The sequence below is a fragment of the Microbulbifer mixtoriginis (SeqCode) genome, from assembly GCF_052466765.1.
This window is the reverse complement of the sequence record NZ_CP174289.1, coordinates 802,877-829,100: the sequence shown is the minus strand read 5'-3', so window position 1 is coordinate 829,100 and position 26,224 is coordinate 802,877. Positions and strand designations below refer to the sequence as shown.

General features: G+C 50.0%; 25 protein-coding genes and 6 tRNA genes. 18 read left to right on the top strand and 13 right to left on the bottom strand.

The annotated features are described in order from the left end of the window. Positions 1 to 309 precede the first annotated feature (309 nt). On the bottom strand, positions 310 to 1,017 hold the full coding sequence (locus ACJJIV_RS03545; RefSeq protein ID WP_444890771.1) for a 2OG-Fe(II) oxygenase: 708 nt from the start codon (positions 1,015 to 1,017) through the stop codon (positions 310 to 312). Positions 1,018 to 1,337: 320 nt separating this feature from the next. Between ACJJIV_RS03545 and ccmA the strand changes: the two genes are divergently transcribed. The 8 genes from ccmA (at position 1,338) to ACJJIV_RS03505 (ending at position 7,361) form a co-directional block, all read left to right on the top strand. Further along, entirely contained in the window at positions 1,338 to 2,006 is a 669-nt protein-coding gene (gene ccmA, locus ACJJIV_RS03540; protein WP_444890770.1) for a cytochrome c biogenesis heme-transporting ATPase CcmA, read from the top strand. Continuing rightward, positions 1,993 to 2,706: a heme exporter protein CcmB gene (gene ccmB / locus ACJJIV_RS03535; RefSeq protein ID WP_252085315.1), complete on the top strand. Its 714-nt coding sequence runs from the start codon at positions 1,993 to 1,995 to the stop codon at positions 2,704 to 2,706. Before ccmA ends, ccmB begins: the two co-directional genes overlap by 14 nt. A gap of 13 nt (positions 2,707 to 2,719) precedes the next feature. Beyond that, entirely contained in the window at positions 2,720 to 3,463 is a 744-nt protein-coding gene (locus tag ACJJIV_RS03530; RefSeq protein ID WP_444891690.1) for a heme ABC transporter permease, read from the top strand. 1 nt (position 3,464) lies between these two features. After that, a complete protein-coding gene (gene ccmD, locus ACJJIV_RS03525; protein WP_444890769.1) occupies positions 3,465 to 3,689 on the top strand; it encodes a heme exporter protein CcmD in 225 nt (74 codons plus the stop codon). A gap of 82 nt (positions 3,690 to 3,771) precedes the next feature. Then, complete coding sequence (gene ccmE / locus ACJJIV_RS03520) at positions 3,772 to 4,221, top strand: cytochrome c maturation protein CcmE (RefSeq protein WP_252085318.1); 450 nt, start codon at positions 3,772 to 3,774, stop codon at positions 4,219 to 4,221. Then, a complete protein-coding gene (locus ACJJIV_RS03515; protein WP_444890768.1) occupies positions 4,218 to 6,203 on the top strand; it encodes a heme lyase CcmF/NrfE family subunit in 1,986 nt (661 codons plus the stop codon). Before ccmE ends, ACJJIV_RS03515 begins: the two co-directional genes overlap by 4 nt. Positions 6,204 to 6,220: 17 nt before the next feature. Next, positions 6,221 to 6,805: a DsbE family thiol:disulfide interchange protein gene (locus ACJJIV_RS03510; protein WP_444885463.1), complete on the top strand. Its 585-nt coding sequence runs from the start codon at positions 6,221 to 6,223 to the stop codon at positions 6,803 to 6,805. Next, positions 6,768 to 7,361: an IMPACT family protein gene (locus ACJJIV_RS03505; RefSeq protein ID WP_444885462.1), complete on the top strand. Its 594-nt coding sequence runs from the start codon at positions 6,768 to 6,770 to the stop codon at positions 7,359 to 7,361. Before ACJJIV_RS03510 ends, ACJJIV_RS03505 begins: the two co-directional genes overlap by 38 nt. 56 nt (positions 7,362 to 7,417) lie before the next feature. Here the strand turns inward: ACJJIV_RS03505 and ACJJIV_RS03500 are convergent, their stop codons facing one another. Continuing rightward, complete coding sequence (locus ACJJIV_RS03500) at positions 7,418 to 8,629, bottom strand: CaiB/BaiF CoA transferase family protein (RefSeq protein ID WP_444890767.1); 1,212 nt, start codon at positions 8,627 to 8,629, stop codon at positions 7,418 to 7,420. 185 nt (positions 8,630 to 8,814) lie between these two features. Here ACJJIV_RS03500 and ACJJIV_RS03495 point away from each other — a divergent pair, with 185 nt between their 5' ends. The 3 genes from ACJJIV_RS03495 to ACJJIV_RS03485 are packed head-to-tail and all read left to right on the top strand — an operon-like array spanning position 8,815 to position 10,792. Beyond that, positions 8,815 to 9,675, top strand: coding sequence for an HpcH/HpaI aldolase/citrate lyase family protein (locus ACJJIV_RS03495; RefSeq protein WP_444890766.1), 861 nt, complete (start codon positions 8,815 to 8,817; stop codon positions 9,673 to 9,675). A gap of 45 nt (positions 9,676 to 9,720) precedes the next feature. Continuing rightward, a complete protein-coding gene (locus tag ACJJIV_RS03490; protein WP_444890765.1) occupies positions 9,721 to 10,248 on the top strand; it encodes a MaoC family dehydratase in 528 nt (175 codons plus the stop codon). A 25-nt stretch (positions 10,249 to 10,273) separates the two neighbouring features. Beyond that, entirely contained in the window at positions 10,274 to 10,792 is a 519-nt protein-coding gene (locus tag ACJJIV_RS03485) for a MaoC family dehydratase (RefSeq protein WP_444890764.1), read from the top strand. Positions 10,793 to 10,835: 43 nt separating this feature from the next. Here the strand turns inward: ACJJIV_RS03485 and ACJJIV_RS03480 are convergent, their stop codons facing one another. Then, entirely contained in the window at positions 10,836 to 11,570 is a 735-nt protein-coding gene (locus ACJJIV_RS03480) for a 4'-phosphopantetheinyl transferase family protein (protein WP_444890763.1), read from the bottom strand. Between the two features lie 213 nt (positions 11,571 to 11,783). After that, on the bottom strand, positions 11,784 to 12,467 hold the full coding sequence (locus ACJJIV_RS03475; RefSeq protein ID WP_444890762.1) for a glutathione S-transferase family protein: 684 nt from the start codon (positions 12,465 to 12,467) through the stop codon (positions 11,784 to 11,786). A gap of 614 nt (positions 12,468 to 13,081) precedes the next feature. Here ACJJIV_RS03475 and ACJJIV_RS03470 point away from each other — a divergent pair. The 5 genes from ACJJIV_RS03470 (at position 13,082) to ACJJIV_RS03450 (ending at position 20,631) form a co-directional block, all read left to right on the top strand. Further along, positions 13,082 to 14,092, top strand: a complete 1,011-nt coding sequence (locus ACJJIV_RS03470) for a tryptophan--tRNA ligase (protein WP_444890761.1) — start codon at positions 13,082 to 13,084, stop codon at positions 14,090 to 14,092. Between the two features lie 89 nt (positions 14,093 to 14,181). Beyond that, positions 14,182 to 15,756, top strand: a complete 1,575-nt coding sequence (locus tag ACJJIV_RS03465; RefSeq protein WP_444890760.1) for an AbgT family transporter — start codon at positions 14,182 to 14,184, stop codon at positions 15,754 to 15,756. Between the two features lie 438 nt (positions 15,757 to 16,194). Beyond that, complete coding sequence (locus ACJJIV_RS03460; protein ID WP_444890759.1) at positions 16,195 to 18,399, top strand: TonB-dependent siderophore receptor; 2,205 nt, start codon at positions 16,195 to 16,197, stop codon at positions 18,397 to 18,399. A gap of 38 nt (positions 18,400 to 18,437) precedes the next feature. After that, positions 18,438 to 19,076 (top strand): hypothetical protein, encoded by a 639-nt coding sequence (locus ACJJIV_RS03455; RefSeq protein ID WP_444890758.1) that lies wholly within the window; start codon positions 18,438 to 18,440, stop codon positions 19,074 to 19,076. Between the two features lie 46 nt (positions 19,077 to 19,122). After that, positions 19,123 to 20,631 carry a PepSY-associated TM helix domain-containing protein gene (locus ACJJIV_RS03450; RefSeq protein ID WP_444890757.1) on the top strand — a complete coding sequence of 503 codons (1,509 nt, stop codon included), beginning with the start codon at positions 19,123 to 19,125 and terminating at the stop codon, positions 20,629 to 20,631. Positions 20,632 to 20,649: 18 nt separating this feature from the next. On the opposite strand, the gene ACJJIV_RS03445 is transcribed toward ACJJIV_RS03450, so the two are convergent. The 3 genes from ACJJIV_RS03445 to ACJJIV_RS03435 form a co-directional block, all read right to left on the bottom strand. Then, positions 20,650 to 21,111, bottom strand: coding sequence for a GNAT family N-acetyltransferase (locus ACJJIV_RS03445; RefSeq protein ID WP_444890756.1), 462 nt, complete (start codon positions 21,109 to 21,111; stop codon positions 20,650 to 20,652). 140 nt (positions 21,112 to 21,251) lie between these two features. Further along, a complete protein-coding gene (locus ACJJIV_RS03440; RefSeq protein WP_444890755.1) occupies positions 21,252 to 21,986 on the bottom strand; it encodes an esterase/lipase family protein in 735 nt (244 codons plus the stop codon). 111 nt (positions 21,987 to 22,097) lie between these two features. Beyond that, on the bottom strand, positions 22,098 to 22,595 hold the full coding sequence (locus ACJJIV_RS03435) for a PH domain-containing protein (protein WP_444890754.1): 498 nt from the start codon (positions 22,593 to 22,595) through the stop codon (positions 22,098 to 22,100). Between the two features lie 182 nt (positions 22,596 to 22,777). Between ACJJIV_RS03435 and ACJJIV_RS03430 the strand changes: the two genes are divergently transcribed. Both ACJJIV_RS03430 and ACJJIV_RS03425 read left to right on the top strand, forming a co-directional pair. Next, complete coding sequence (locus tag ACJJIV_RS03430) at positions 22,778 to 23,638, top strand: patatin-like phospholipase family protein (protein WP_444890753.1); 861 nt, start codon at positions 22,778 to 22,780, stop codon at positions 23,636 to 23,638. A gap of 374 nt (positions 23,639 to 24,012) precedes the next feature. Next, entirely contained in the window at positions 24,013 to 24,471 is a 459-nt protein-coding gene (locus ACJJIV_RS03425) for a GFA family protein (RefSeq protein ID WP_252085337.1), read from the top strand. A 110-nt stretch (positions 24,472 to 24,581) separates the two neighbouring features. Here the strand turns inward: ACJJIV_RS03425 and ACJJIV_RS03420 are convergent. The 6 genes from ACJJIV_RS03420 to ACJJIV_RS03395 form a co-directional block, all read right to left on the bottom strand. Continuing rightward, positions 24,582 to 24,658: transfer RNA gene (locus ACJJIV_RS03420), tRNA-Asp, on the bottom strand. 48 nt (positions 24,659 to 24,706) lie between these two features. Then, positions 24,707 to 24,782, bottom strand: a tRNA-Val gene (locus ACJJIV_RS03415). A gap of 471 nt (positions 24,783 to 25,253) precedes the next feature. Then, positions 25,254 to 25,330, bottom strand: a tRNA-Asp gene (locus ACJJIV_RS03410). 48 nt (positions 25,331 to 25,378) lie between these two features. Then, a tRNA-Val gene (locus tag ACJJIV_RS03405) sits at positions 25,379 to 25,454 on the bottom strand. A 445-nt stretch (positions 25,455 to 25,899) separates the two neighbouring features. Next, positions 25,900 to 25,976: transfer RNA gene (locus ACJJIV_RS03400), tRNA-Asp, on the bottom strand. A 48-nt stretch (positions 25,977 to 26,024) separates the two neighbouring features. After that, positions 26,025 to 26,100: transfer RNA gene (locus ACJJIV_RS03395), tRNA-Val, on the bottom strand. Positions 26,101 to 26,224: the final 124 nt, after the last annotated feature.

Below are 26,224 nucleotides of genomic sequence, written 5' to 3'. Positions count from 1 at the left end.
TTCACCGCACAATTAAATTTTTCGCCTTTGCACTCTTTCTTGTTAATGCTTGGTTTGCATTAGTACCAGCTAATCGAAGCTAGCTGGATCTACGTTATAAGTATATCGCCTACCTTCTTTCGTCTATTTCAATTGATGAAAATCAAGCGACCAACAACCTGTCATTGAGTTTCATGCTGAGGGTTATTAGTATTTTTAAACCATCTCTGGTGCTGATTTCTAAAATGGGAATTAATTTTGGGGTTGGGTAGGAAGAGGGTGCCGGCCATAGGCCAGAACCCTCTGTGAAATATGAATGGCCAGAACAATTTACATTTGTGTAACCGTATCTTCCTTGCCTTCTTTTTTCTTACCGCCAAACCAGCCCATCAACTGCTTGAGTTTGTAAGAAAACTTTCCTCGCTTGGCTTTGCGTTCTTTATCGGCAGCGCTTACCAGCCAGGCAACTTGAATAACCAGGCGCTGTCCCTCAAAGGGGAGGTGGCCATGGAAGGAATTCTCGGCGCGCTTAAAAGCAGCAAGTGTTCCGTAAGAAGGGGGAACTTCTGGGGCGACGGTATCTTCGAAGTCGTCAATGCGCTTTAGGAAGCGTAAGCAGCCGTTGCCATCCAGCGTCCACTCAGGATTGAGGTAGAGTAAGGCCGTGGCAATTTTCGATTTGCCGTCGGTGTGAATTCTGCCGTGACGCTTTTTCAGGGTACGGCTGATAGATACATAGGTTGGATACTGGGAGAGTTTTTCTATTCCTAGATTTTCCCCAATCGCATCGGCGAATTCTGGATGGGTAAATTCCTCAATCAGGGTATTGATGGAGTCTCCACATTCATGTTTCTCGTAAGGGAGGTAGCCGGCCCCTTTTAATTGGGGAAAGTCCTTTAGAAATGAAGGCATCATCTCTTTGGTTAGAACGTCGCTGGCTACAAAGAATGGGAAGGGTTGGTGATTGACTAAGGTATCGTCGCTTTTAATGGCGCTGGTATCAAGCCAGCGTTTGGCATCCACAGCTAGGCTAGTCATTATTGTGTGTCCTTACAGGCTGGTCCGGTGTTTTTATTCAGCACCGGGTTACATCAAAAGTTTTTGTTGATGTTGACTACTGAGTCTCCCTCGAATTCCTATGAGGGGTGGTACTGGGTACCAACTCACAACCCTCAGGAAAATATCAGAGCTTGTGCATGGGGCCAATACTGGCGTAAAAAAACCCGCTGAATTCCTTAAGATTCTTGCTTGAGATCAAGTTAGTGAGGTCAGGAGCGTTGAATATCATGCAATTAGCACAAGTGCCGGTATAATGCCGTTCAGATTTTCATCAGAGTGGTTTAATCCAAGCAATGTCTGTGACTCCCAAGTCCCCAGCTGTATTGCAAGTGCGCGACCTCGCCTGTGAGCGAGATGGCCGGCGCTTGTTTGAGGGTCTTGATTTCTCCCTGGATGCCGGTGGGGCAATCCAGATCAAGGGAAGTAATGGTGCCGGTAAGACCACACTGTTACGTACCCTGATCGGTAGCACCAGTGATTTCAATGGGGAGATTCTATGGCGCAATAGCCCCTTTCCCAAGGGACTGCGCGCTATGCGTGAGTCCCTTTTGTATATCGGCCACCGCGGTGGGGTTCGGGGAGGTCTTACGCCTCTGGAAAACCTTACTTGGTATGGGGCTACAGAGACCTCGGCGATGGAGGCTCTGGACAGGGTTGATCTATTCGGCTTTGAGGGTGCTCTTTGCAGCAGCTTATCGGCGGGCCAGAACCGCCGAGTGGCGCTGGCGCGACTCTTTCTTCCCTTGTCGCCCTGCCTGTGGATTCTTGATGAGCCTCTGACCGCTCTGGATGTCACCGGTGTTGCGGCACTGGAAAAACAAATGGCTGACCATCTTGCATGTGGCGGCTCTCTCCTTCTGACCTCCCACCAGCCTCTCAACTTGCCTGGCTTGGACTTTGTCGATTTGTCTGACTATGCAGTTGAGGAATCTTTTAATGATATGGGGGGAGAGCATGTCTTTAACTGATGTCCAATTACAGTCCGTTGGAGCACGCGCTACTCCAGGCTTTGTGGCGCTCTTTAAAATTGAAATGCTCCTGGCATTGCGCAAGCGAGCAGATATTGCCAACCCACTATTATTTTTTGTAACAGTTCTCGCCCTCTTACCATTGGGAGTGGGACCAGAGCCCGAACTGTTGGCGAAAATGGCGCCGGGAATGATTTGGGTGATGGCGCTACTTGCCACCATGCTCTCTCAAGAGAGTTTGTTCCGTGGGGACTTTGAAGATGGCACTTTGGAGCAGTTAGCACTGTTGCCCCAGCCCCTGTATTTTGCCGTATTGGCTAAATCCCTGGTGCATTGGGTCGCAACGGGCCTGCCACTGGCACTTTTATCTCCGCTCCTGGCGTTGATGTTGAATCTGCCCTCTGAAGGGTATTTGTGTTTGTTCGTGTCGCTGTTTCTGGGGACCGCGAGCCTCAGCCTGATCGGCGCCATAGGTGCGGCGCTCACTGTGGCTCTGCGCCGCCCAGGGTTGTTGCTGGCGTTAATTGTTATGCCACTCTATGTGCCCGTGCTAATCTTCGGCACCGGCGCGGTGCAGGCGGCAATAGATGGCTATGCCTACAGCGCGCAGCTGGCGATTCTGGCCGCACTGTTGGCTGCTGCCGCAGCCCTGGCACCACTGGCGGCAGCGGGAGCAATACGTATCAGCCTGGATAATTGATTCGGAGGTCTTCTTGGCTTGGCAATGGTTTCACCGTTTGGGTTCACCGCGTTGGTTCTATCAAAAAACCAGTGGCTGGTTGCCCTGGCTGGCATTGGCCAGCGTTGTTTTGTTGGTGACGGGTTCGGTATGGGGTCTGGGGTTTGCCCCTGAGGATGCCAAGCAGGGCAACAGCTACCGTATTATCTTTATCCATGTGCCGGCGGCCTTCCTGGCCCTGGCGGGCTATTACATTATGGCAATCAGCGGCGCCATAGGCCTTATCTGGAAGATGAAACTCTCCTTTGCGGTGATGCGCGCAGCGGCCCCAATCGGCGCGGTACTCACCTTTATATCCCTTTTTACTGGCGCGGTCTGGGGAAAGCCCACCTGGGGCACCTACTGGGTTTGGGATGCCAGGATTACCTCGATGTTGATCCTGCTGTTTCTTTATATCGGTGTGATGGCGCTGTCCCAAGCGGTTAGTCGCGAGCAGGTGGCGGACAAAGCCAGTGCGCTATTAGCCCTGGTCGGGACGGTGAATATCCCAATTATTTACAAGTCGGTAGACTGGTGGTTCACCCTCCATCAGCCGGCAACTATCCGCCTGACAGAATCCAGCAGTATCGATCCCAGCATGTTTTACCCGCTGCTGGTAATGATTATCGGTTTCTATTGTACCTATGCCTGGACCCTGCTTATGCATACTCGCGCGTTGATACTACACCGCGAGATGAAAACCCAATGGGTACAGCAGGAATTAGCTGGGGAGAAGTAAAGTGCAGTTTCAATTTGCCAATTTTGCAGACTTTCTGGCGATGGATGGCCACGGCATTTATGTGTGGATTTCCTTTGCTGTTACTTTTGCGGCCCTCGCAGCCTTAGCTCTCTACCCACAGTTGGCGCGGCGGCGTCTACAGCGGGAGTTGCTTAAGCAGCAGCGCATTGCACAGCGCCGGCGCAAGGCTAAGGCGCAGCAGGCAGATATGGAAGAGCCAGCCTAGCTGGTATTCGATAGGGTTTTTCGCCCGGTGGCTACTGCGGCCGGGCAGATAAGATCAAAAACTTATGGAGTTCACCTAAACAATGCATCCCGTACGCAAGCAACGTCTGATCCTGGTACTTGTTCTGGTCGCCCTTTCCAGTGCCGCAGTAGGTTTTGTCACCTATGCGATGCGAGAAAATATGGATTATTTCTATGCTCCCAGCGCATTTGCCGCTGGTGAGGTGCCTTTTGAGAAGCGCATACGCGCCGGTGGTTGTGTCGTACCGGGCAGTGTTCAGCGCGCGGAAGACAGCCTGGATGTTCAGTTTGTTATTACCGATGGTGAGGCGGAATTGGCGGTCGTGTTCGATAAGATTCTGCCGGACCTATTTGCAGAAGGTGAAGCTGCAGTGATTAGCGGGCAGCTGATGCCCAGTGGCGTCTTGCGTGCCGATCAGGTACTAGCCAAGCACGATGAAAACTACACGCCTCCTGAAGTTGCGGAAAGCATGGTTTCCCACGAAGGCTGCACCGATGGAGCGAAAATATGATCCCTGAATTGGGCCATTTTGCGCTGATAGTCGGCTTGCTGCTGTCTCTTGCGCTTTCGATATTGCCAATAGCGGGCAGTTATAGTGCGCGTCCCCTGTGGATGGAAGCCGCCAGGCCACTGGCCTTGGGCGTCTTTGCGTTTGTTTTTATCGCTTATGTCTGCCTGACAGTCGCTTTTATCCAGAGCGACTTCACCGTTAACTATGTAGCGCAGAACTCCAACAGTATTCTCCCGATTTACTATAAGGTCACCGCGGTGTGGGGTGGTCACGAGGGCTCTATTCTGCTGTGGCTGTTGATCCAGGCAGGCTGGGCTGCGGCTGTGGCGCTATTTGGCCGCCAGTTGCCGCCGGAGCTGTTAGCGCGAGTGCTTTCAGTGCTGGGTATGGTACTGATCGGCTTTTTCCTCTTTATTATATTGACGTCTAATCCCTTCGATCGCACTTTGCCATTCCCGCCCATGGAGGGTTCCGACCTGAATCCGCTGCTGCAGGATCCAGGGATGATTTTCCATCCGCCTCTATTGTATATGGGCTACGTGGGATTCTCTGTCGCCTTCGCTTTCGCCATTGCTGCGCTCTTGGGCGGGCATTTGGATGCGGTTTGGGCTCGTTGGGCCAGACCCTGGACGGTAGTCGCCTGGGCTTTCCTGACTCTTGGAATCGCTCTGGGTAGCTGGTGGGCCTATTACGAATTGGGCTGGGGCGGTTGGTGGTTCTGGGACCCCGTGGAGAATGCCTCGCTGATGCCCTGGTTGGTGGGCACCGCACTAATGCACTCATTGGCAGTCACGGAAAAGCGCGGCTTGTTTAAAAGCTGGACTATTCTGCTGGCAATTTTTGCATTCAGTTTGAGCTTGTTGGGCACCTTCCTGGTGCGCTCCGGGGTGATTACTTCCGTGCATGCTTTCGCCACTGACCCGTTGCGCGGTAGCTTTATCCTCGGATTTCTGGCGGTGGTTGTGGGGATTTCCTTACTGTTGTTTGCGCTGCGTGCGCCAGCAGTGAGTGCTCGCAGTGTATTTTCCTTCCGCTCATTGGAGACCTTCCTGCTCGGTAACAATATCCTGCTGATCTTGATTATGGCGATGGTGCTGACTGGCACTTTATATCCGCTGGTGGCAGATGCCTTGAACCTGGGCAAAATCAGTGTTGGTCCTCCCTTCTTCAACCTGTTCTTTGTGCCCCTGATGGTGGTGCTTTGCCTGCTGCTGGGGATGGGGGTGCGTGCGAACTGGAAAGACAGTCGCTGGGACAAGCTTCTTAGCGCCTGGCGCCTGCCATTCCTGGCAGCCCTGGTGGTGGCTCTGGTTTGGCCTCTGGCCTTTGACCATTACCACTGGGGTGCGGTACTCGGCCTCTTTATTGGCGCCTGGGTATTTTGCGCGAGCCTTGCAGATATCGTTTCCAAAACCCGCAATGCCAAATCTTTTGTCGCCGGCCTTAAGCGTCAGCGCGCCAGTTACTACGGGATGCATCTTGCCCATATAGGCTTGGCAGTGGCAGTGCTGGGGGTAGTGTTAACGACCGTATACAGCGTGGAAGAAGATTTGCGTATGGGTGCTGGCGATAGCCACAAGGTGGCTGGCTATGACTTTGATTTCGGTGGAGTACGCCTGGCACAAGGCCCAAATTACCGTGCTTTCGAGGGCGTGATCCACGTTAGCAAGAATGGCAAACCGGTTGCAGAGTTGTATCCGCAGAAGCGCAATTATTTCTCTGGCGGCAACACGATGACCGAAGCGGCAATTGATACTGGCTTATTCCGTGATATTTACGTTGCCCTCGGCGAGCCAATGGACCGCAGTAATCCCAGTGGGGATTGGGCCGTGCGCCTGCAGTATAAGGCCTTTGTGGTGTGGATTTGGTTGGGTGCCTTGCTAATGGCTATTGGTGGTGGCATTGCCGTGGCGGATAAGCGTTACCGCAAAGCTAAGGCGGCGCGCGAGGCATCTCTCAGCGGTAATTTGGCGGCGGCCTAAGTTTCGGGAAGAATTAAATGTCGAGATTAAAACTCTTTTTACCCCTGATAATTTTTGTGGCCCTGGCGCTTTTGTTTTGGCGTGGTTTGTTTTTGAATCCCCAGGAAATGCCTTCGGCATTGTTGAATAAGCCAGTGCCGGAGTTTTCCCTGGAAAAGGTTGCTGATAACAAGCAAGTCATGCAAAAAGGCGACCTGCCCAAGGGGCCGCACCTTCTCAATGTTTGGGCCACCTGGTGTGTGGCCTGCCGTGTTGAGCACCCCTACCTCAACGCCCTTGCAGAGCAGGGCGTACCTATTATTGGTGTTAACCTCAAGGACGATGATTCAGCGGCCATAAAATGGTTGGATAAATTTCACAACCCCTATCTCTTTAGCGTTGCCGACAGGGACGGGCGACTGGCCCTGGACCTGGGAGTCTTTGGTGCTCCAGAAACCTTCTTGGTGGATGCCGAGGGCACTATCCGTTGTAAACACGTTGGCATCGTGGACGATAAGGTGTGGCAAACTAAACTACAGCCACTTTACGAAAAACTAAAAAGCCAGCACTGGGACGCATTTGCCGGTGACCTATCAGATTCCCTCATCTCCCGTTGTCAGTGAGACTGAAGAGAAGAAAAGCCGTTTTATCTGTTGGTTGGGACCTGTAACGGATAAAACGGCCTTTCAGCATCAACTCAAACAAATTCGCCAGCAGTACCCAGATGCCAGTCATCACTGCACGGCGTTGATTATCGGCAATCCCGCCAACCCCACTATGATGCAAGCCGATGATGATGGTGAGCCCGGCGGCAGTGCAGGGCGCCCAATGCTGGAGCTGCTCCTCAAGCAGGGTGTTGGCAATGTGGGCGCTATAGTGACCCGCTATTTTGGTGGAACCAAATTAGGGGTTGGCGGCCTGATGCGTGCCTATCGGGGATCGGTGGGGGCTGCTTTACAGGCTATGCCTTTGGAGAGCTTTGTGCCGTTACAGCAGGCTTCTGTATGCTGTGATTTTGCCCAGGAATCCCGCTTGCGTTTTTTGGTGGCCCGTCATCAGGGCAGTTGCGGCCAGGCGGATTATGCCAGCAAGGTAACAGTGTCTATTTCTTTACCGCAAGATCAATGGCAGTCCCTACGAGAGCTGCTGCTAGCGGAGGCATTTGAGTTTCAGGACTAATTTTTCCAGCTTGCTCGAGGTGTTTAAATAATCTCGTAGAAGCTGAGCTATTTGGGCTAGATGATACCTTGTTTGGCGAATTTTCCGATCTCTTCGGCTGAGTAACCCAATTCTTGTAAGATAGACTCGTTATCTTCCCCCATATGTGGAGCTCGCCGGAATTCTACCGTTTCATCTCCACAGTGTATTGATGGCGCCAGGATTTTGATCTCGTTGCCCGCATCGCTAGTCATGGAGCGAATTCTGCCGGTTTCCGTAACAAAAGGATTATTCAGGGCTTGCTCAACATCATAAATAGGAGCTGCAGGCACCCGGCCGGTTAGTATAGTGAGCCACTCTGTTGTAGTTTTTTTTGAGAAAATTTTGTCCAGCTCAGCCGTTAGGCTGTCGCGGTGTTTTAAGCGCGCTTTAAAGTCAACAAATCTTGGGTCTTGGCACAGTTCTGGGTGCCCTACGGCATTGCACAGCTCAACCCAGAATTTTTCCTTGTTACACATCAAGTAAATCCAGTCATCTTTGGTGGTGTACAGCTGGCAGGGGGTTAGGGAAAAGTGTGCAGAGCGAGGCGGTCTCTGTTGATTGTGACCGGCATTTAATTGCCACATGGCGACGTAACAGAGGTTATACAGCGCGTTATCAAATAAACTGACATCTATATCGCGGCCGCGACCCGTTTCCCGGGCACTGAGGATACCGGATACCAGGGCCAGAGCCATAGCTACTCCCGTAGATAAGTCCACCAAAGAGAGCCCACAGCGTGTGGGGGGGCTGTCGGGTTCTCCTGTTAATTTGAAATATCCCGCCTCTGCTTGCATGGGGTAATCATAACCGGGCCAGGTTGCCCTGCTTCCACTTCTGCCATAGGCCGTAAGGTGGGCACACACAATTCGTGGATTAATTTTTCTTAAGGCTTGGTAGGTGATGCCTAGCTTTTTTGGGACATCGCCGCGAAGGTTACAGCTAACTCCATCGGCAGTGGCAATAAGTTTTTGCAGTATCTGCTGTCCCTCCTCGGTTCTGAGATTGAGTGACAGGCTTTTTTTGTTGTGATTAAACCCTTGGAAAAACAAACTGCTGTTATCCTTGTTTTCCTCCTCCTCTTCGCCTTTTACAAAGTAAGGGCCAACTGTCCGGCCTACATCACCACCCAGAGAGACATCTTCCACCTTGATGATTTCCGCACCTAAATTAGCCAAATAGAGTGTGCCAAAAGGACCGGCACCATATTGCTCTACAGCAACCACGCGTACGTCTTTCAGGGGGAGCATAGAGTGACATTCCCGATGATTTCTATATTGGTGAGTGCAAGTTTAGGTTAGATATAAAGCGTATAGCGGGAAGGTTCTTTGTATAGGCAAGGTTATTGCTAAATCTAATGTACCTTTTATTTTAAGGCGGAGGTCGGCTGCTACTATGCATGGGTACAAGAGCGGTCGGGGAATGGGGCCAATAAGTGAATACTACTGCTATGCATATAAAGAAGAGCTTTCTTTGTCGCAGCATTTTATTTGTGCCTGCCAGTCGACCGGATAGGTATCAAAAAGCCTTCACGAGTGGCGCAGATATAGCCTGCATAGATTTAGAGGATGCCGTCGCTCCTGAGTTTAAAAAGGCGGCGCGACAGAATGTAGCAGAATTTTTTCCACCTCCAGACACTCAATCGTCCTTGAGAGCGCTGCGTATCAATCAATTGTCATCAGAGGCAGGGTTAAGGGATGTTTTGTTACTGTTGGGGATGGGGTCAAAACCAGATATTGTAATTCTCCCCAAAGTGGAATCTGCCGAAGAAATCAGTTGGTTTAATGACTTGTTGGCTCCAGTTGAGCAATCAATCGGGCTTTTGCCGCTGGTTGAATCGGCAAAAGGCCTGCAGAACAGTTTGGATATCGCCAGTTCCGATAATGTACTGGCCATTGGTTTTGGTTTTGCAGACTTTTGTGCAGAAGTGGGGGCGGACATAAGCTGGGAATCCTTGCGTTACGCTAGGGGTCGTATTCTACAGGCTGCGGCATACGCGCATATAGATGCTGTGGATGGCCCATATCTGGATCTAGAGGATCTTGAGGGTTTGTTACAGGAAACCCAAAATGTAGCCGCATTAGGTTTTCGTGGAAAAATAGTTTTGCATCCAAGGCAAATCGACCCTGTTCACCAAGGGCTTTCCCCGACAGAAGAAACTGTGCAAAGAGCGCGAAAAATCGTACAGGCGTTTAAAGAGAATCCCAGTGGCGTAGTGGTGGTTGATGGGCGCATGGTGGATCTACCAGTGGTAGAACGGGCGAGAAAATTGGTTACCTTGGTAGATAGGCAGTAATTCAAGCAGGACTACTGGTATTAATGCCTAAAGCAGAGGGCTCTTATGGATCGATATCGTTTCCCCGCGTATATTTTTCTTGGCAATAATCGCTACCGGGAGCGTTATGGTTTGGATTTCGAGGATTTTAAGGTGGGGCAGGTTTTTCGTCACCGACCGGGGGTGACGATCAGTCAGCAAGATAATGTCGAAGAGTGTGTGAATACTTTTAACCAGGCGATGATTCATTTTGATGAGTACTATGCCGAACACACCGAATTTAAAAGACCTCTCATTAATACAACTCTGATCGTTCAGCGTTTAATGGGTATGATTTGGAAAACTTACTACCGTCGCAAGAGAATTGTTGAGTGGGGTGGTATTGATATGCTGGCTCCGGTATTTGGAGGTGATACTTTATATGCCGAAAGTGAAGTGCTGTTTGTCGGTGCCAATCTGAAAGATTCGGAGTCTGGCCTGATTGAGATTTTACTGAGCGGCTCCAATCAAAAACAACAAAAAACTTGTGAGATACGTTGTACCATGCTGGTTTACAAGCGAGAACATCTGCCATTTTCCGCAAAAAATTATTGAAAACTATTTTGGTTGGGAGAAAGTTGTGAAGGATTCGTTACATTTTCTCAGGGAGGTTGAGCCAAATACCTATATCGAAACCTGTGGTGTTGACTTTGAAGATTTCGAAGAAGGGCAGGTATTCGAGCATCGGCCAGGTCATACTTTCTCTGAGGCTAGCTGCTTACGCTATGCACGCCACTCTTTTGATTTGAGCCCTGGATATTCTGACCAACGCTATGCTCGTAGAGTTTATGGTGACAGAGTTAGAGTGCCTGAGGCCTTTGTTTTGAGTGCAATGGCTTTGACAACCCGGACATTTGGTAAAGTGGTTGCTAACTTGAGCATGGTAAATTGCAAAGTGGATGCGGTTTACGCTGGAGATACTTTATATTTGGAGTCGGAAGTATTGGGTAAGCGAAAATCCAAATCACGCCCCGATCAAGGTTTACTGCATGTTAGTTCCCGTGCTCTCAACCAACATGGTGCCTGCGTGTGTTCTTTTGAGCGAAAGCTATTGATCTATCGACGCAATCTTGGGCCCTATGAAAGGGCTGGATATTAACTTCGATACAATCGAGAAGCTCCAGACTCTTGTCCAAGAGCGCCTACAATAATTCCTGATGTTCAACCAGTGTAATAATGCCCTCCCTGTGGGACCTATAGGTTCCTGAAAACAGCTGCCCTTTACTGACAGCGGTACACAGATCGCGATTGATAGTTAATACTAATTTGCAGTTTTTACAGTCAATATGCACTATTTCGACATCGAGAAAATCGAAGTATTGCTTAACAGTAGGGTAGAGTGCCTTAAATAAGCTCTCTTTAGTAGAGAAGGCAATGGTTATCCACTGTCGGAAGGGTAACCCGCTTTCAGTAAGAAGGACTTCCTCTGCTCGGTTGATTATATGGCTTTTTATTTCATTCGCAGTACTTATAGCGATTGTCGGCTCATAATCAATGCCTAGGGCCTGTGGTTTATTGTTTATGGCACATATGGCAAGGTTATCCGCATGGGTGATAGAGCCTGAGATATCTGCTGGCCATAGAGGGCTTCGGTTGGGGCCAATGGGTATAGGTGTGTTAATAAGCCCAAAATAACTTAGTGCAAGGTGCGCACAATACCTGCCTGCAAGGAATTCGGCTTTGCGTTTTTTATAAGCGTGGGTGATTTCAGATGGAAATTGGATACCCAGCTTTGAATACAAATCATCCTGATAATTGTCCTGGTCGAATTGGCATTCCAGTACCATGCCTGAAAAATTTAGGGGCTTAATGGGTGAAGCATCTGTAATAAATCCAAATTTATAGTTTAAAGGTGCTTCTTGCTTGGTGTGTAACATTACGGCTATTGGAACTTGTGGCTGCTGCCTCTACCTGCTTGTAGAGTGAGTTTTACAAAACAAATTTTTGTAAGGCATTCTGCCATAGAGCAGTTGCCGATGCAGCTGTACTTGGCTGCACCGGGGCGTGTTGTATGAATAACTATGCTCCAGAACTAAAAATCAGTAATTTTTTGGGGGCCGGATGCATCTAATTAAAAAAGCGAGTAAGGGCTATTTTTGGCGTAAATCCGCCACAATCGTTCCAAAACTCCGGGCTTCCTCCTCATGAGCGGTCTCCCTCCAGGGTTCTTGAATCGCATCCGCTATCCATTTTTGCATTGAAGGAAGATTGTGAATCAGCTCAATATACTGCTTCGCGGTTTTGTTAACAGGTAAATGATAGTTTTTGACCCTTATTGTTACTGGAGCAAAGAAGGCGTCGACAGCGGTAAATTCCTCGCCAGCCAAAAATGGTCCGCCGAATCTCTGGATACCTTCACTCCATAACTCATCAATCCGCTTGATATCTTTTTGCAGGGGCTCTGAAATTTCATGCAGCTTAACGCTCAGGCCGCAGTTCATTGGGCAGATATTTCTCAGCGCAGAAAAGCCAGAATGCATTTCTGCGGAAGCGCTGCGTGACCAGGCACGAGTTACTCGCTCACTCGGCCAGACCTGCGGGAAGTCTTCGGCAATGTACTCAGTAATCGCTAGGGAATCCCAAATCGTCACGTCTTCTGTTTTCAGGCAGGGCACTTGTCCGGTTGGAGAGAAGCCGTGAAATTTTTCCCAACTACCGCCTTCCTCAAAGGTAACCAGCTTTTCATTAAAAGGTATCTCCAAATGGTGCATCAACAACCAAGGTCTAAGAGACCAGGAGGAGTAGTTTTTATTTCCAATAAACAATTGATACATAAGCTTCCTCTATATGTCGTTTTGGTGCTGGAGGCATGGTTGGACAGCGGTTTTTGGCTTCCATCATCGCCGGACGATATCTGATCAATATCACTGCATGAGGAATAGTATCCTCATAATTGCTATCCGCTGCGACTGGCCTGAAGGCCAATTAGCGCTAACTTTGCGCCAATAACTTTTTCTTTGTGGTTTAGTCGGAACGTGCAAGGAATTTGGTTATTAGGAGAGGAGAGCAGCATGACAGGAAAGCGGAAGACTTTACACGTAGACATATTGGCACACAGTGAGGTTGCACAGGTTGAATTGGGGTGTACTACATAGAAAGGCGCTGGAGTCGGTGAGTTATCAGTCCAGCTGGTCGGTTTTGAAAGTTGCACCACTCTTCGTTACCACTTTCGCAGAGCCTTCAGGGTTTCAGCCAGTCAGTACTGCGGGAAGTTTTCTGCTGATGTCGGGTTCTCTGGTGTTTTGGCGTTAGGGACAGCGATATACGTACTCCGGTATGGCTGGGGCAAGGCCTGGAAGTGGATGCCTTCGGCTGATACAACCTCGGGCGCGAACAGGTTATGATTCCTCCTTTATTGCCTGAACTCAGTACGGAAAACGAAGGATTTATGAGCAAACAGCGCGTATTGACCGGTATCACGACCACCGGTACTCCCCATCTGGGTAACTATGTTGGTGCGATTCGCCCGGCCATCGCCGCAAGCCAGGACGAGAACAACCAGTCTTTTTATTTCCTGGCGGATTATCACGCGTTGATTAAGTGCCAGGACCCGGAACAGGTGCATCAGTCCACCTTGGAGATTGCGGCAACCTGGCTGGCGCTGGGATTGAATACAGATAATGTGGTTTTCTATCGTCAGTCGGATATCCATGAAATCCCCGAGTTGACCTGGCTGCTTACCTGTATGACTGGTAAAGGCTTGATGAATCGCGCCCATGCCTATAAGGCCGCCGTGGATGCCAACCGTGCAGATGGCGAAGACTCCGATTTTGGCGTCACCATGGGTCTCTATAGCTACCCGATCCTAATGGCCGCAGACATCTTGATGTTCAATGCCAACAAGGTGCCGGTGGGTAAAGACCAGGTGCAGCATATTGAGATGGCCCGCGATATCGCTCAGCGCTTCAATCATCACTATGGTGAGCATTTTGCCCTACCCGAGGCGGTCGTGGATGACCACGTGGCTGTTCTGCAGGGACTGGATGGCCGCAAGATGAGCAAGAGCTACGGCAATACCATCCCTTTATTCCTGCCTGAGAAAAAACTGAAAAAGCATATCAACAAGATCAAGACCAATCTCCTGGAGCCGGGCGAGCCCAAAGACCCGGACACTTCCACGGTTTTTCAAATTTGGCAGGCATTCGCTACTCAGGAGCAAACCGCCGAAATGCGCAAGGCTTTTGCAGAGGGCATTGCCTGGGGCGAGGCCAAGAAGCAGCTATTCGAACTGGTCAATGACCAGATTGGCGAGGCGCGTGAACGCTATAACGCTCTGCTTGAAAACCCCTCCCAAATTGAAGAGGAGCTGGAGAAAGGTGCAGCCAAGGCCCGTGCCTATTCGGCACCTTTTATCGAGAAGTTGCGCCACGCGGTGGGTATTCGCAAGATTGGCCAGTAGCCATTTTTACAACGTGGGGAGCTGCTGTTACGAGGTTCTTCCCACGCCTTTCACTCTAATAACAAATAACGAAAGTACAGGGTTTCAATATGGAAAATGTTCAGGCAGGTCCCACTGGGGGCGATGATGCCAATAACAAAAATGGTTGGATCAACCGGGCACTGAATTTTATTGAGGTTGTGGGTAATAAACTGCCCGACCCGGCGGTGCTCTTCCTGGTATTGATGGTGGCCATTTGGGTGCTGTCCTGGCTGTTATCTGGTGTGAGTTTCGATACTTTGCACCCAGCCACGGGAGAAGCGATTCAGGTAACCAATCTTCTCTCCAGTAGTGAGCTGGCCCGCTTTCTCTCCAGTATGGTGACAACCTTTACCGGCTTTGCACCTCTCGGCGTCGTGTTGGTGGCTATGCTGGGGGTGGGTGTCGCGGAACAGAGTGGCTTTATCAATGCAGTGCTGAAAAAGCTGCTGGCGGTAACACCACAGATGCTGCTTACCCCCATGTTGATTCTGGTGGCGATTGTCAGCCATACCGCAGTGGATGCCGGCTATGTGTTGGTGATTCCCTTAGGTGGTGTGATTTTCTATGCGGCCGGTCGTCACCCATTGGCGGGAATTGCCGCCGCTTTTGCCGGCGTGTCAGGTGGTTTCTCGGCGAACTTTGTGCCCTCGGCCATTGACCCCTTACTCCAGGGCTTTACTCAAACCGCGGCACAAATCGTTGATCCGGAGATGCAGGTCAACCCGCTTAACAACTGGTTCTTCACCTCGGCATCCTGCCTGGTGGTGACCATGTTGGGTTGGTGGCTGACCGATAAGGTGATCGAGCCCCGCCTGAAGAATGTTGCCATTGATGGCGATAAAGAAGATATGCCGGTAATGCAGGAGCTGGGCGCCCGCGAGAAGAAGGCGATGTACCTGGCAGTTACCGTAATGGTTGCCGGCATTGTTGGCCTTATCGCCTGGATGTTGCCGGAGACCTCTGCATTGCGCGATTCCCAGGGGCAGCTCGCCTCCTTTGCTGCGCCGGTGATGAAGTCTATTGTGCCGCTGATCTTCCTGTTGTTCATTATCCCGGGGGTCGTTTTTGGCTTTGCCGCTGGGACTTTCCACAAGAGTAAGGATGTAATTGATGCGATGTCCAAGACCATGGGTTCCATGGCCTATTACATCGTGATGGCCTTTTTCTGTGCGTTGTTTATTTCCGAATTTGCCCGCTCAGGCCTAGGTACTCTGTTGTCGATTGAGGGGGGTGGTCTACTGGCGGCTATGAACCTGCCGGGCCCGATCACCCTGATGGGGATTATTGTACTGGTGGCGTTCATCAATCTGTTTGTAGGGTCTGCCTCCGCCAAGTGGGCGTTGCTCTCTCCGATTTTTGTGCCCATGCTGATGCAGATTGGATTCTCTCCGGATCTGACTCAGGCGGCTTACCGGGTTGGTGACTCCTCCACTAATATCATTACGCCATTGATGCCTTACTTCCCGCTAGTAGTAGTTTATTGTCAGCGCTATGTGAAGAGTACAGGTATAGGTACTCTGGTATCTATTATGCTGCCTTACTCGGTGGTGTTCCTGATCTGCTGGACGTTGTTCCTCGTTCTTTACTGGAACCTGGGTATGCCTTTGGGTCTGCAGGCCAGCTATACCTATCCGACGCCTTAGCAGTTGGCTCCGGTGAGGGTTAATCCGCGCTGGAGCATAAAATTATTTTACCTTCAGAGGTGCCCGAGACTCAGGGCGCCTCACCTCCCGTGAAGTGCCGGTTGAAAATTAACCGAACACCTTCCAACCGGCTCTTCACGCCCCCGCCAAAATGTAAAAATATTGGCTAATTTCAGCTCTTTACTGATTGGCTGTATTAATCAGCTCCACCGGGCCTAAGGCCTTCAGCATATCTCTTTTACTGCGCCAGTTACGTTTGCACTCTTGGTTTGGGCCTGTTTGTTTACAGGCCTTTGACTCTTGGGTGAGTTGCACTAGTAAAAAAATGTTCTAATAATGTTGTAAGTGATAACGATTCCTATTAAGATCCGCGTCATCAAATGTCGGCAGCAGTAGCTGTGGCAACAAAAATCTTCCAATGATTGTTGAGGGATCCCCATGGGCACCGCTCGTTTCCAAGGTTTACGCCAAAACTCCTCTCCTGTTATCTCCGGCCTTAGCCGTTCTCTGCTGGCGCTGGCTGTTGCTGCAGGCAGTTCAACAGCTTTTGCTGCCGAAGATAAAAATGAAATTCTTGAAGAGGTTAACGTAACCGGCGAGTTGAACCTGTCCCGCCAAACTTCTATTGGTAAGCAAGATATTCCGGTTGATGAAACACCGTTCTCTATCTCTCTGCGCGATAAAGACTTCTTCGATGTTACTGGCTCCAAATCTGTGCAGGATATCCTGCAGTACTCTGCTGGAGTGAATGGCGGCTTGTTTGGTGTTGATGCTCGCGGCGATTGGTCTACCGTGCGTGCTGTTGACCCAGTCATGTTTGTCGATGGACTAAAAACAACCTTCGGTAGCTATACCGGCTCACGTGCAAACCTCTACGCTTTTGAGCGCGTGGAAATTCTTAAAGGGCCGTCTTCAGTCCTTTATGGGCAGGGTTCTACTGGAGGTATTGTCAACTTGGTTTCCAAACGCCCCAAAGAGGAGTTTGGTGGTGAACTGATGGTGCAGGGCGGAGACTATGATCGTAAGGTAATTGCTGGCGATGTCACCGGAGCCCTGGATAGCGATGGAGAGTGGCTCTACCGCGTAGTGGGTTATGCTCGTGATGCCGATGCTCAGGTTGATCATGTCGATGACGACAGCATTCTGTTTATGCCTTCCATTTCCTGGCGCCCCAGTGCGGATACCGAAATTACTTTCCTGGTGAACCATCAAGAAGAAAACACAGGTACCACTGCGGCCTTCTTGCCTTGGGGCGGCACCATTGTTGATAACGTAAATGGTGAAATCCCGACCGATACCTTTATTAGTGAGCCAGGTTGGGATAAGTACGACACGGAACAAACCGCTTATAGCTTGTGGGTTGATCATCGCTTAAACGATAGCTGGGGCATCAATGCAGGCCTCCGTTATTCAAAAGGGGATGTCGACTACAACTCAATGTATGCTGACTACACTCATGATCTGCGCTTACAAAAAGACCTTCGTGAAGTGTCGCGCACTGTCTATATGAAAGATGCGAAAAGCGATCTTTTGATTTTTGACCTGCGCTTATCAGGCGAGTTGACTACTGGTGCTTTTGAGCATCAGATTTCTGCAGGTATTGATAGCCAGAATGCAGAAATCGATAACAGCATTCTGAGAGTGCGAGGCCTCGGTGGCGACATTGATATTTTTGACCCGGTTTATGGTTCTGTACCAGAAGGACTGGAAGAGCGGGATAGAGAAAATACCGATGTCAATGCTGAGCAGGTAGGTATTTATTTCCAAGACCAAGTTAGCCTTGGTAACTTTATTTTTAACTTGGGCTTGCGTGAAGATAGATTATCATCGAGAACACAAAGTAATGTTGCTAAAAATGTAAGTGGCAAACAGAGAGAGACGGAACTCACTAAAAGATTTGGCTTAATGTATGCCTTCGACAGTGGTGTATCGCCTTATGTTAGCTATTCAGAATCTTTTGAAGCTGTTTTAGCCGATCCGAATAGCCAGGGTGGTACCTACGAGCCTGTTAAAGGGGAGCAAGTTGAAGCCGGTATTAAATACCAGCCAGAAGGTACTAATATCCTGATGACTGCTTCTGCTTTTGAGATTAAGCAGAAAAATCGCTTAACTTACGGTCTTGACGGATCTTTCCGACAAATCGGTGAGGCGCAGATTGATGGATTTGAGCTTGAGGCCAGTGGACAGTGGGGCAATCTGACGCTAGTGGCTAATTACAGCCAGATGGATACTGAAGTGCTAGAAAGCAGCAATCCATTTGAGGTTGGCACTGAGATCGAGACTGTACCTGAGGAGCAATTCTCTCTCTGGGGCAACTATGACTTTAGTGAGTGGGTTCCCGGTCTAAGCGTTGGGGCAGGTGCTCGTCATGTTGGTGAGAGTTATACCGGTATTGATAAAGTGCTTCCACTTTATGCACTTTATTATGGTGGCCTTCCTGCTGGCTCAGCAGATTTTCCCACAGAAAATCCATCCTACACCTTATATGACGCAACCATCGGCTACACCCTGGAAAGCTGGAAATTCCAGCTCAATGTGAAAAACCTGACCGATGAAGTTCACACCACCTCTTGTTTGAGCCGTGGTGATTGCTTCTACGGCGAGCGTCGCTACGTGACTGCTGAGGCACGTTACACTTTCTAAGTTAGAGTAGACTGGGAGTTTGTCCGCAGGGGGAGTCTGTGGGCAAGCTCCCTTTTTTGCGTTTCACTATCGGGCGGGAGCCGAAATCTCCCAGTGTGACATTTATGCCGAGTTCCTTCTATTTTATTGCCGGACTGGCCACTATTTTTGCCATTGCCGGTATTTTTAGTCTCTATTCAGCCTGGCTGCGTAGCGGCTCCCAGCCGTTGCGCCGCTGGAGTGGCTGGGGCCTGCTGTTGTTATCGGCATTCGCTTGGAGTGCAGTGGTGGGGGTGGAATATGGTGTGAGTATTGCCACTCTCCTGGCCATGCTGGTCGCCCTGACCTTGCTCGCATTAAAAGGTGATTGGCCGAGCGGCCCCCCTCGGCAGGAAAAACAGAGATCGGGCGGGGCGGCATCCAATGAGGCCTTGCTGCAATTATGGCTGCGAGGTGTTTTACGTTTCCTGGCTATCGCATTGTTACCAACAGCCAGTGGTCTTTTGACCGGCCTTCTTTATTTTGGCTTCACCGGGTTTGGTGAGAGTGCCCGTCTTGTAGGGGGCGCTTTTGTTGCCGTTATTGTTTGGACCCTGGCGATGGTTTGGTGTAGTGCGGATAAGAAATTGCTGCGCCCCAGTGCAGCGCTAGTAGTTTTTTCACTGGCGAGTGGCTTTGCCGTAATGCCAGCGGCGTAAGCTAATAATGATTTTGAGATCAAAGAGACCTCACTAGGAATTCAACGTGAAATTTTCTCTAAAGCCAACCCCTGCTTTTGTGCGTGATATGACTGACGGACATTCAGTTCTCGGTCTGGCCATCTCCACTTTGCTCTATATCGTTTGTGTCAGTGGAACACTTGCGGTTTTTTACAATGAATTTGAACGCTGGGAGCAGGCTTCAGAGCTGGAAAACCTCGATGTCAGTCCCTCTGTATATCAGCTTGCCACTGAACAGGCGGTTGCCCTGGCGAAAGAGCAAAACGAAGAATTTGAATCAGTAAAATTTACCATCCCCAACTCAGATATGCCCAGGTTGACTGTGGAAGTGGGTGATATTGAGCGTTATGTCGACGAGGATGGTTCTTTGCTGGGTGAGGTTCAGCACGAGTGGACGCACTTCCTCGCCTATTTGCATTTTGCACTAAATCTGCCCTTGGGGTTGGGGGTTCCTCTTGTAGGCTTGATCGGTGTATTGATGACCGCACTGATTATCTCTGGATTATTGGCACACCCGAAAATCATTAAGGATGCTTTCTCTTTGCGCCTGGCGGGTTCAAAGCGCTTGCAGCAAGTGGACTTGCACAACCGGCTGGGCGTCTGGGCTGCACCATTTCACCTGGCGATTGCTATTACCGGCGCTTTTATTGGACTTTCACAGGTTGCGGCTTTTGCAATTGCTGGTGTTTTCTTTGCTGGGGATACAGAGAAAGTTGAGCATATGTTGTATCGCGAGCACCCGGTGATGAAAGAGAATGCCGCACAGGTGCCTCTTCCAGATTTTGCTGCGATACTTGCACAAATGGAGCAGATCACACCGGGTGAGGAGCGTACTAAGCTTGAGGTTGCCTTCCCTGGCCGCGAGGGGCAGGTAGTGGAGGTTTGGACACGGGTTCCTGAAAAGCTGGTTTGGGGAGAGCGCTACCACTTTAATGGTGATGGCAGCCTGATAGAAAAAGAGGGATGGTCTGAAGGTGATGCGGCCAAGCAAGTATACCTCTCCACATTCCGTCTGCACTTCGGGCATTTCTCCGGTTTCCCAGTAAAAATTGCCTATTTCTTACTGGGCATTGGCATGTGTGTGCTGGTGGTTTCAGGTATTAATATCTGGTTGGTGCGCAAGCGCCAGCGGGGTCAGCCAGCGGTGCGCCTTGAGCGTATTTGGATGGCTCAGGTCTGGGGAATTCCTTTTGCTATTGCATTCAGTGCTGTGACTTACCTGGCCTTTGCTATTCCTGCCGCTCAGGTATTCTGGTTGACCACAATCGTTTTAAGTGTGATAGCTGCTTTTGTGGGGACTGTTGCCGGTTGGTCTATGTTGCTCCGCGGAGCTACCACCGCAGCCTGCATTCTGGCTGTGGTTGTTCACGCTTCCCTGTATGGGGCGGATTCCTTTGTGAGGGCCTCACTGGTTGTCAATGCTGTGTGGCTGCTGATTGCTGCAGGTATCGCGGCCTCCTGCCTCTATACCTGGGTACGCCACCGGGATGGGGCCTTTGTTTCCACTGTTGGTGGGGCAGTTGGAAGTAACTAAGCTGGCATAGCCCGGTATCTACTCCGATGCCGGGCGCAACATTTCGATATGAGGTATACCGTCTTCCTCGTAAGGGGTGGAGACCTGCTCAAAGCCAAAACCCCCATAAAACTTACGTAGGTGCTCTTGGGCGGAAATACGAATCCCCAAACCTGGATATTCATTCAAGGTTTGTTCTACCGCGCGGCGGATCAGTTCTTTGCCCAGTCCCGTGCCACGGCTAGACTCTGCGGTAAGCACACGGCCTATTGAGGGCTCGGAATATTTTTTGCCTGGAAATACCACTCGTAGGTAAGCCATTAATCGTGGGGATTGGCTTTCCTTGTCCCAGCAGATTAGGTGCCAGGCTTCTTGATCTTTGCCATCTGCATCTTGATAAGGGCAATCCTGCTCTACCGTAAAAACTTCCTGGCGTGCCCGTAAGATTTCATAAAGCTGATCGATAGAGAGTTGTTGAAAGCTACACCATTGCCACTGCACTTGTATTGCCTCTTGGTTTACTGGGTTTGTATTTTTTATTAGGAGTAGATTGGATATTAAACCGGCAGGTAGGGTAAAAAAAGTCAGTATGTAGTGGGCCTCTGATTTTTTTCACAAAGGCCCAATGGCTGGTTGCTATTTTAATTGAGAGGGGCTTCCTGAGTACCCCTTGCAAAGGAGCCGTGTTCGAGATAATGGAGTACCTGCGCAATAACCTTTTTGTCCTTCATCATGAAGACATGGGTGACTGGCATTTCCAAGTGATCATTCATGCCTTCCAGCTTGGTACTGGCAACCGAGACTTTTCCGTCATCAGTCTCAGGGATTAGTCGTGACAGTATCAGGTTGATACTGCGAGTACCCGCAATAATACCCACATCAAAATTAGCGCTGCCTAGTTTATTGGGAATGCTCAGCTCGCCTGTACCTAGTTGTAGGCCGGCATCTCCAAAGGCAAATTCAAACCCTGGGAAACTACCGAGCTTATCCACCACCTCACTGCCCTTATTGGGAGGGCCCAGCATAACCACGCGGTTGAGGTTCTCAATCTTAACCTGGCTCAGATACTGGCGAACCAATATGCCCCCCATGGAGTGGGTAACAAAATTGATTTCAGTCTGTCCTGCGCAATGATCCAGTGCCGGGGCTATGGCCCTGCCGGCCAGCTCCTCAATGGGGAAGCGGGTAGAGGGGTAATCCACATTGACGGTCTTGTAGCCGGCGGCACTGATCGCTTGCTCCAGCTTTGTCATGGAACTATCCGATTTGGCCAGGCCGTGCAGCAATATTACACAGGCCGAGTGGGCGTTTACTGACGGTGCGCCCACGAATACAGACCCAAGGCATAGCGATAGGGTGAGAAAAAACTTCTTCATTGATTTTCTTTCAGCAGTGGCTCTCGTGGCTGCAGTATGCTGCGGGGCCTGTAAAAATCCAAGGTGCTCGCTCTGTGAGGAGGGGAGCATCATTGAATGGGTACCGCTTAGTCATCTAATACGTTGGCGCAGTAATTCGGCCATGCGTTCGGGTTTGTTCGGGGTGATGACCAGAGTTTTACCGGGGAAATATAAAACAACAGCTTTCTCTTGATCCGTGACGAAGGCCCGATAACGACCCAGTTGCTGGTTTTGGAAGAGCCCGATGTAGCCAAAGAGGCCGGAGTTGCCAAAGATGCGGACCGAACCTTGCATGGCTGTTGGGTCGACTTTGACCTCCTGCAAGCCTTCTAGGGAGATGGAGGTTCTCCAGCCTGGCCTTAGTATCTGCAGGCAGTCGTTGGCGAGGGTATAACCGCGGATGGCAAATACGGCACCTAGTAGCAAAATGACCGGTGGCAGGGCAATAGCAACGCTATAGAGGAGGGAAGGGCTTTGCTGGGATTTTGCTATCAGCACGAAGGGTATTGCCAAAAGTAGAAAAGCACTCAGTGCGCTGATTATTTTCAGTTGGCGGCTCCAGGGGGCTTGAAAAACAACAAGAGGCATAAATTACTCAATAAGTAATGGACAGTTTGAATGTCTCAATCATAGTGCTGATGGAATCGGCTTGGCAAAGTCGCAGTCTATGTAATTGGCCCTTTATAAAAGGAGAGGCTAAATAGATTTAGCGCGGCTTAGGTTTTCAAAAATAGATTTTGAGCAACATCGATTTTCACAATGGATTAACTATGGCGAATCGGATTGAAGAGCGAGATAGCACGTCAGCCCTTGTGGTAGAGGGTGGCGCTATGCGCGGAATTTTTGCAGCCGGAGTCTTGGATGCTTTTATCGAGGTGGATTTTTGCCCCTTTGACTTCGCCATTGGCGTTTCTGCGGGGTCAACCAACCTGATTGGTTACCTGGCGGGAGACCATGGCCGTAGCCGCCAGATTTTACTTGACCATGCCACACGCGCGGACTTTATTGACTGGCGGCGCTATTTGCGAGGGGGGCACTTTTGCGATATCAGTTGGTTATGGCATGCCTCTTACAATGATGTCCCTCTGAATATTGAGCGCTATACGGAAAATGGCGTGCCTCTCTATGCGGTGACAACTAGCATCAATAGCGGGCAGCCCCATTACGTATGCGTCACGCCCGAGAATATGCATGAAGTGTTTCCTGCATCCTGCGCTATCCCCATGGCTTACCGGGAGTTTCCTCCTGTTGCTGGGGAACCAATGACCGACGGTGGCCTGGCTGACTCAATCCCGGTTATTCGAGCATACGAGCAGGGGGCGCGGGATATTACTGTGATTCTGTCTCGCCCACTGGGTTATAGAAAACCAGTGGGTTCAGCTCCTAAGTTCATCAAGCAGTTTTTCCACGATCACGCCCGCCTGTTTGAAGCGGTCTTGGAGCGCGGAGAGCGCTACAACCGCGCTTTAGACTTTATCCAGGCGCCACCACCGGATTGCCGGGTGTCAGTGATAGCGCCTCCTGCGGACTTTCCCGTTAAGCGTTTTACTCAGGAGGTTGAGTTGCTGGAGAAAGGGTATCTGGTCGGCAGTGAGCTGGGTCGAAGCTTCCTGAGAAATTCAGGGGATTAGTTGCCGCCAATAGGACCTGACAGCCCGTAAAGGGCTGCGGGTGCTCACCACTAGGGTGGCAGCTGCATGTATGCCAGTAAGGCTGGGGGCGTGTTGGCTAGAGGCTTTACTGGAGTTTGCCCAGTATTGGCATTTACTTCTTCTTTGACCTGTAGGAGTCTTGTGTGAAGGGGGGAGAATGTTGCTAACCTAAGGAACCTTTGAATTTTCATAGTGTTTCTGCCGGCTTGAAGGGTTGCCTGGCTCGGGTTTATTAAGTTGCCCCTTCTTGCCGTGATGGGATGAGTTGTAGGGCTATAAGGAGAGTGGTTCTGTGACTCGTGGGATTCCAAGCAAAAATTTTGAATAACAAACTTAAGGTAAAGGAGTAGATAATGAACGGAAAGTGCCTCTGCGGCGCTGTTGAGTTTCAGCTGGAAGAGCCGCTGCCCGGTCTCTATCAATGCCACTGCTCACTCTGCCGCAAGTTAAGTGGTTCCGCATCAGATACCGCATTATTCATCAGTCGTGAACAGTTTCGCTGGGTGCGTGGATTGGACAAAATTTCCTCTTATCGAAAACCTACCGGTTTTCGTTCCGACTTCTGTAGTGAATGCGGCAGCTCTGTTCCTCACCTGATGAGTAATACTACGCACTTTTGGGTGCCGGCTGGACTACTAGACGGAGAGTTTCGCGGTAAGGTGATGGCCCACTTACACGTTGATTCTAAAGCGTACTGGGATGAGATTGGTGGTCAGGCCGAGCATTTTGCGGAGATGCCTGAAATGGATGAGCTGAGTAGACTGCTGCACGAAGTGATCGAAAGAGAAGAGGGTGAGTTACTGGAAAGTTGAGGCGCAGCAAACCCTAAAAAGCCATTAGGCAATTCTACTTCCCTCAATCTCTGTTGATTATTGGCGCATACAAAAAAGCCCCGCTCTTGCGAGCAGGGCTTTTTTGTATATGGCGGACCGGACGGGACTCGAACCCGCGACCTCCGGCGTGACAGGCCGGCATTCTAACCAACTGAACTACCGGTCCGCATTCCTGCTTCTCTTGATGGCTCTTGCCTGGCAAGGGTAAGAGAAGTGGTGGGTGGTACAGGGGTCGAACCTGTGACCTACGGCTTGTAAGGCCGTCGCTCTCCCAACTGAGCTAACCACCCCGTGTCAGGAGCTGCGTATCTTAATGATTTTTTATCTGTGGTAAATAGCTTTAACAAAAAAAATTAAATAAAAATTTATTTAGATCGAAAAATCATCAATTCTCAATTATTTTTTTTAATTTACCTTTTTTCTGAATGTTTTTCCGGCAGATAAAGAGCTGTTCTGTCTTTGCTGGTCGTCAGTAAAAAATAAATCTAAAGAATATTTCGGTGTGGACTGGCAGATTATTTCATTGGGTGAAGCGATTGATTTGTGTGGTCCACAAAGGAAGCTTTTGGTAAGAATTTACTTCGATGAGGTTTTCTGTAGCAGGCTGGCGATCACTCAGACTTGCGCCGTCCCTTTAACGGGTTGCCGGATATAGTTTCGAAATTTAATTAATTTTTTTAACAAAAATTTCTTTGAGCTGCTCATGGGATCGGAGCATATACAAAAAAGCCCCGCTCTTGCGAGCAGGGCTTTTTTGTATATGGCGGACCGGACGGGACTCGAACCCGCGACCTCCGGCGTGACAGGCCGGCATTCTAACCAACTGAACTACCGGTCCGCATTCCTGCTTCTCTTGATGGCTCTTGCCTGGCAAGAGTAAGAGAAGTGGTGGGTGGTACAGGGGTCGAACCTGTGACCTACGGCTTGTAAGGCCGTCGCTCTCCCAACTGAGCTAACCACCCCGTGTCAGGAGCTGCGTATCTTAATGATATTTTTTTAGCGGTCAACAACTATGACAAAAAAATTCTAAAAACTTGATTTAGGATAAAAAACATCAGTTAGGTGGTGGATTTTCCTCCAGGGTTTTATCCGCTGAATTTATTTAACTTAAAAATAATTTGCTGGTTTTTTATCCTGCGGACAATTAAATGGTAGTGAAAGAAACCCGTTGGGGTTGGGAATTGCTGGTTGTCTTGTTACTGGCGATTAAAATTGTGTGCACGTGAGGTTGGTAATAATGGTTGTGCGGGGAGTGATTTTTTACTGCCGCTTATTGTTGTTAATTGCTTGAGTTGCTGCAGGTGGGTGTTGGGTGTGGCGCAGGAGCTTGGAGAAGGAGTTTTACAGGGTGTTAATGTCTGCGCATACAAAAAAGCCCCGCTCTTGCGAGCAGGGCTTTTTTGTATATGGCGGACCGGACGGGACTCGAACCCGCGACCTCCGGCGTGACAGGCCGGCATTCTAACCAACTGAACTACCGGTCCGCATTCCTGCTTCTCTTGGTGGCTCTTGCCTGGCAAGAGTAAGAGAAGTGGTGGGTGGTACAGGGGTCGAACCTGTGACCTACGGCTTGTAAGGCCGTCGCTCTCCCAACTGAGCTAACCACCCCGTGTCAGGAGCTGCGTATCTTAATGATATTCTTTGCGGCGTCAACGCCTTTTTTGAATTTTTTTTTGTCTTTCAATGAGTTAAGGCGTTTAAGAACGAGATGGTGGGCGTGTCCGGCAAGTGG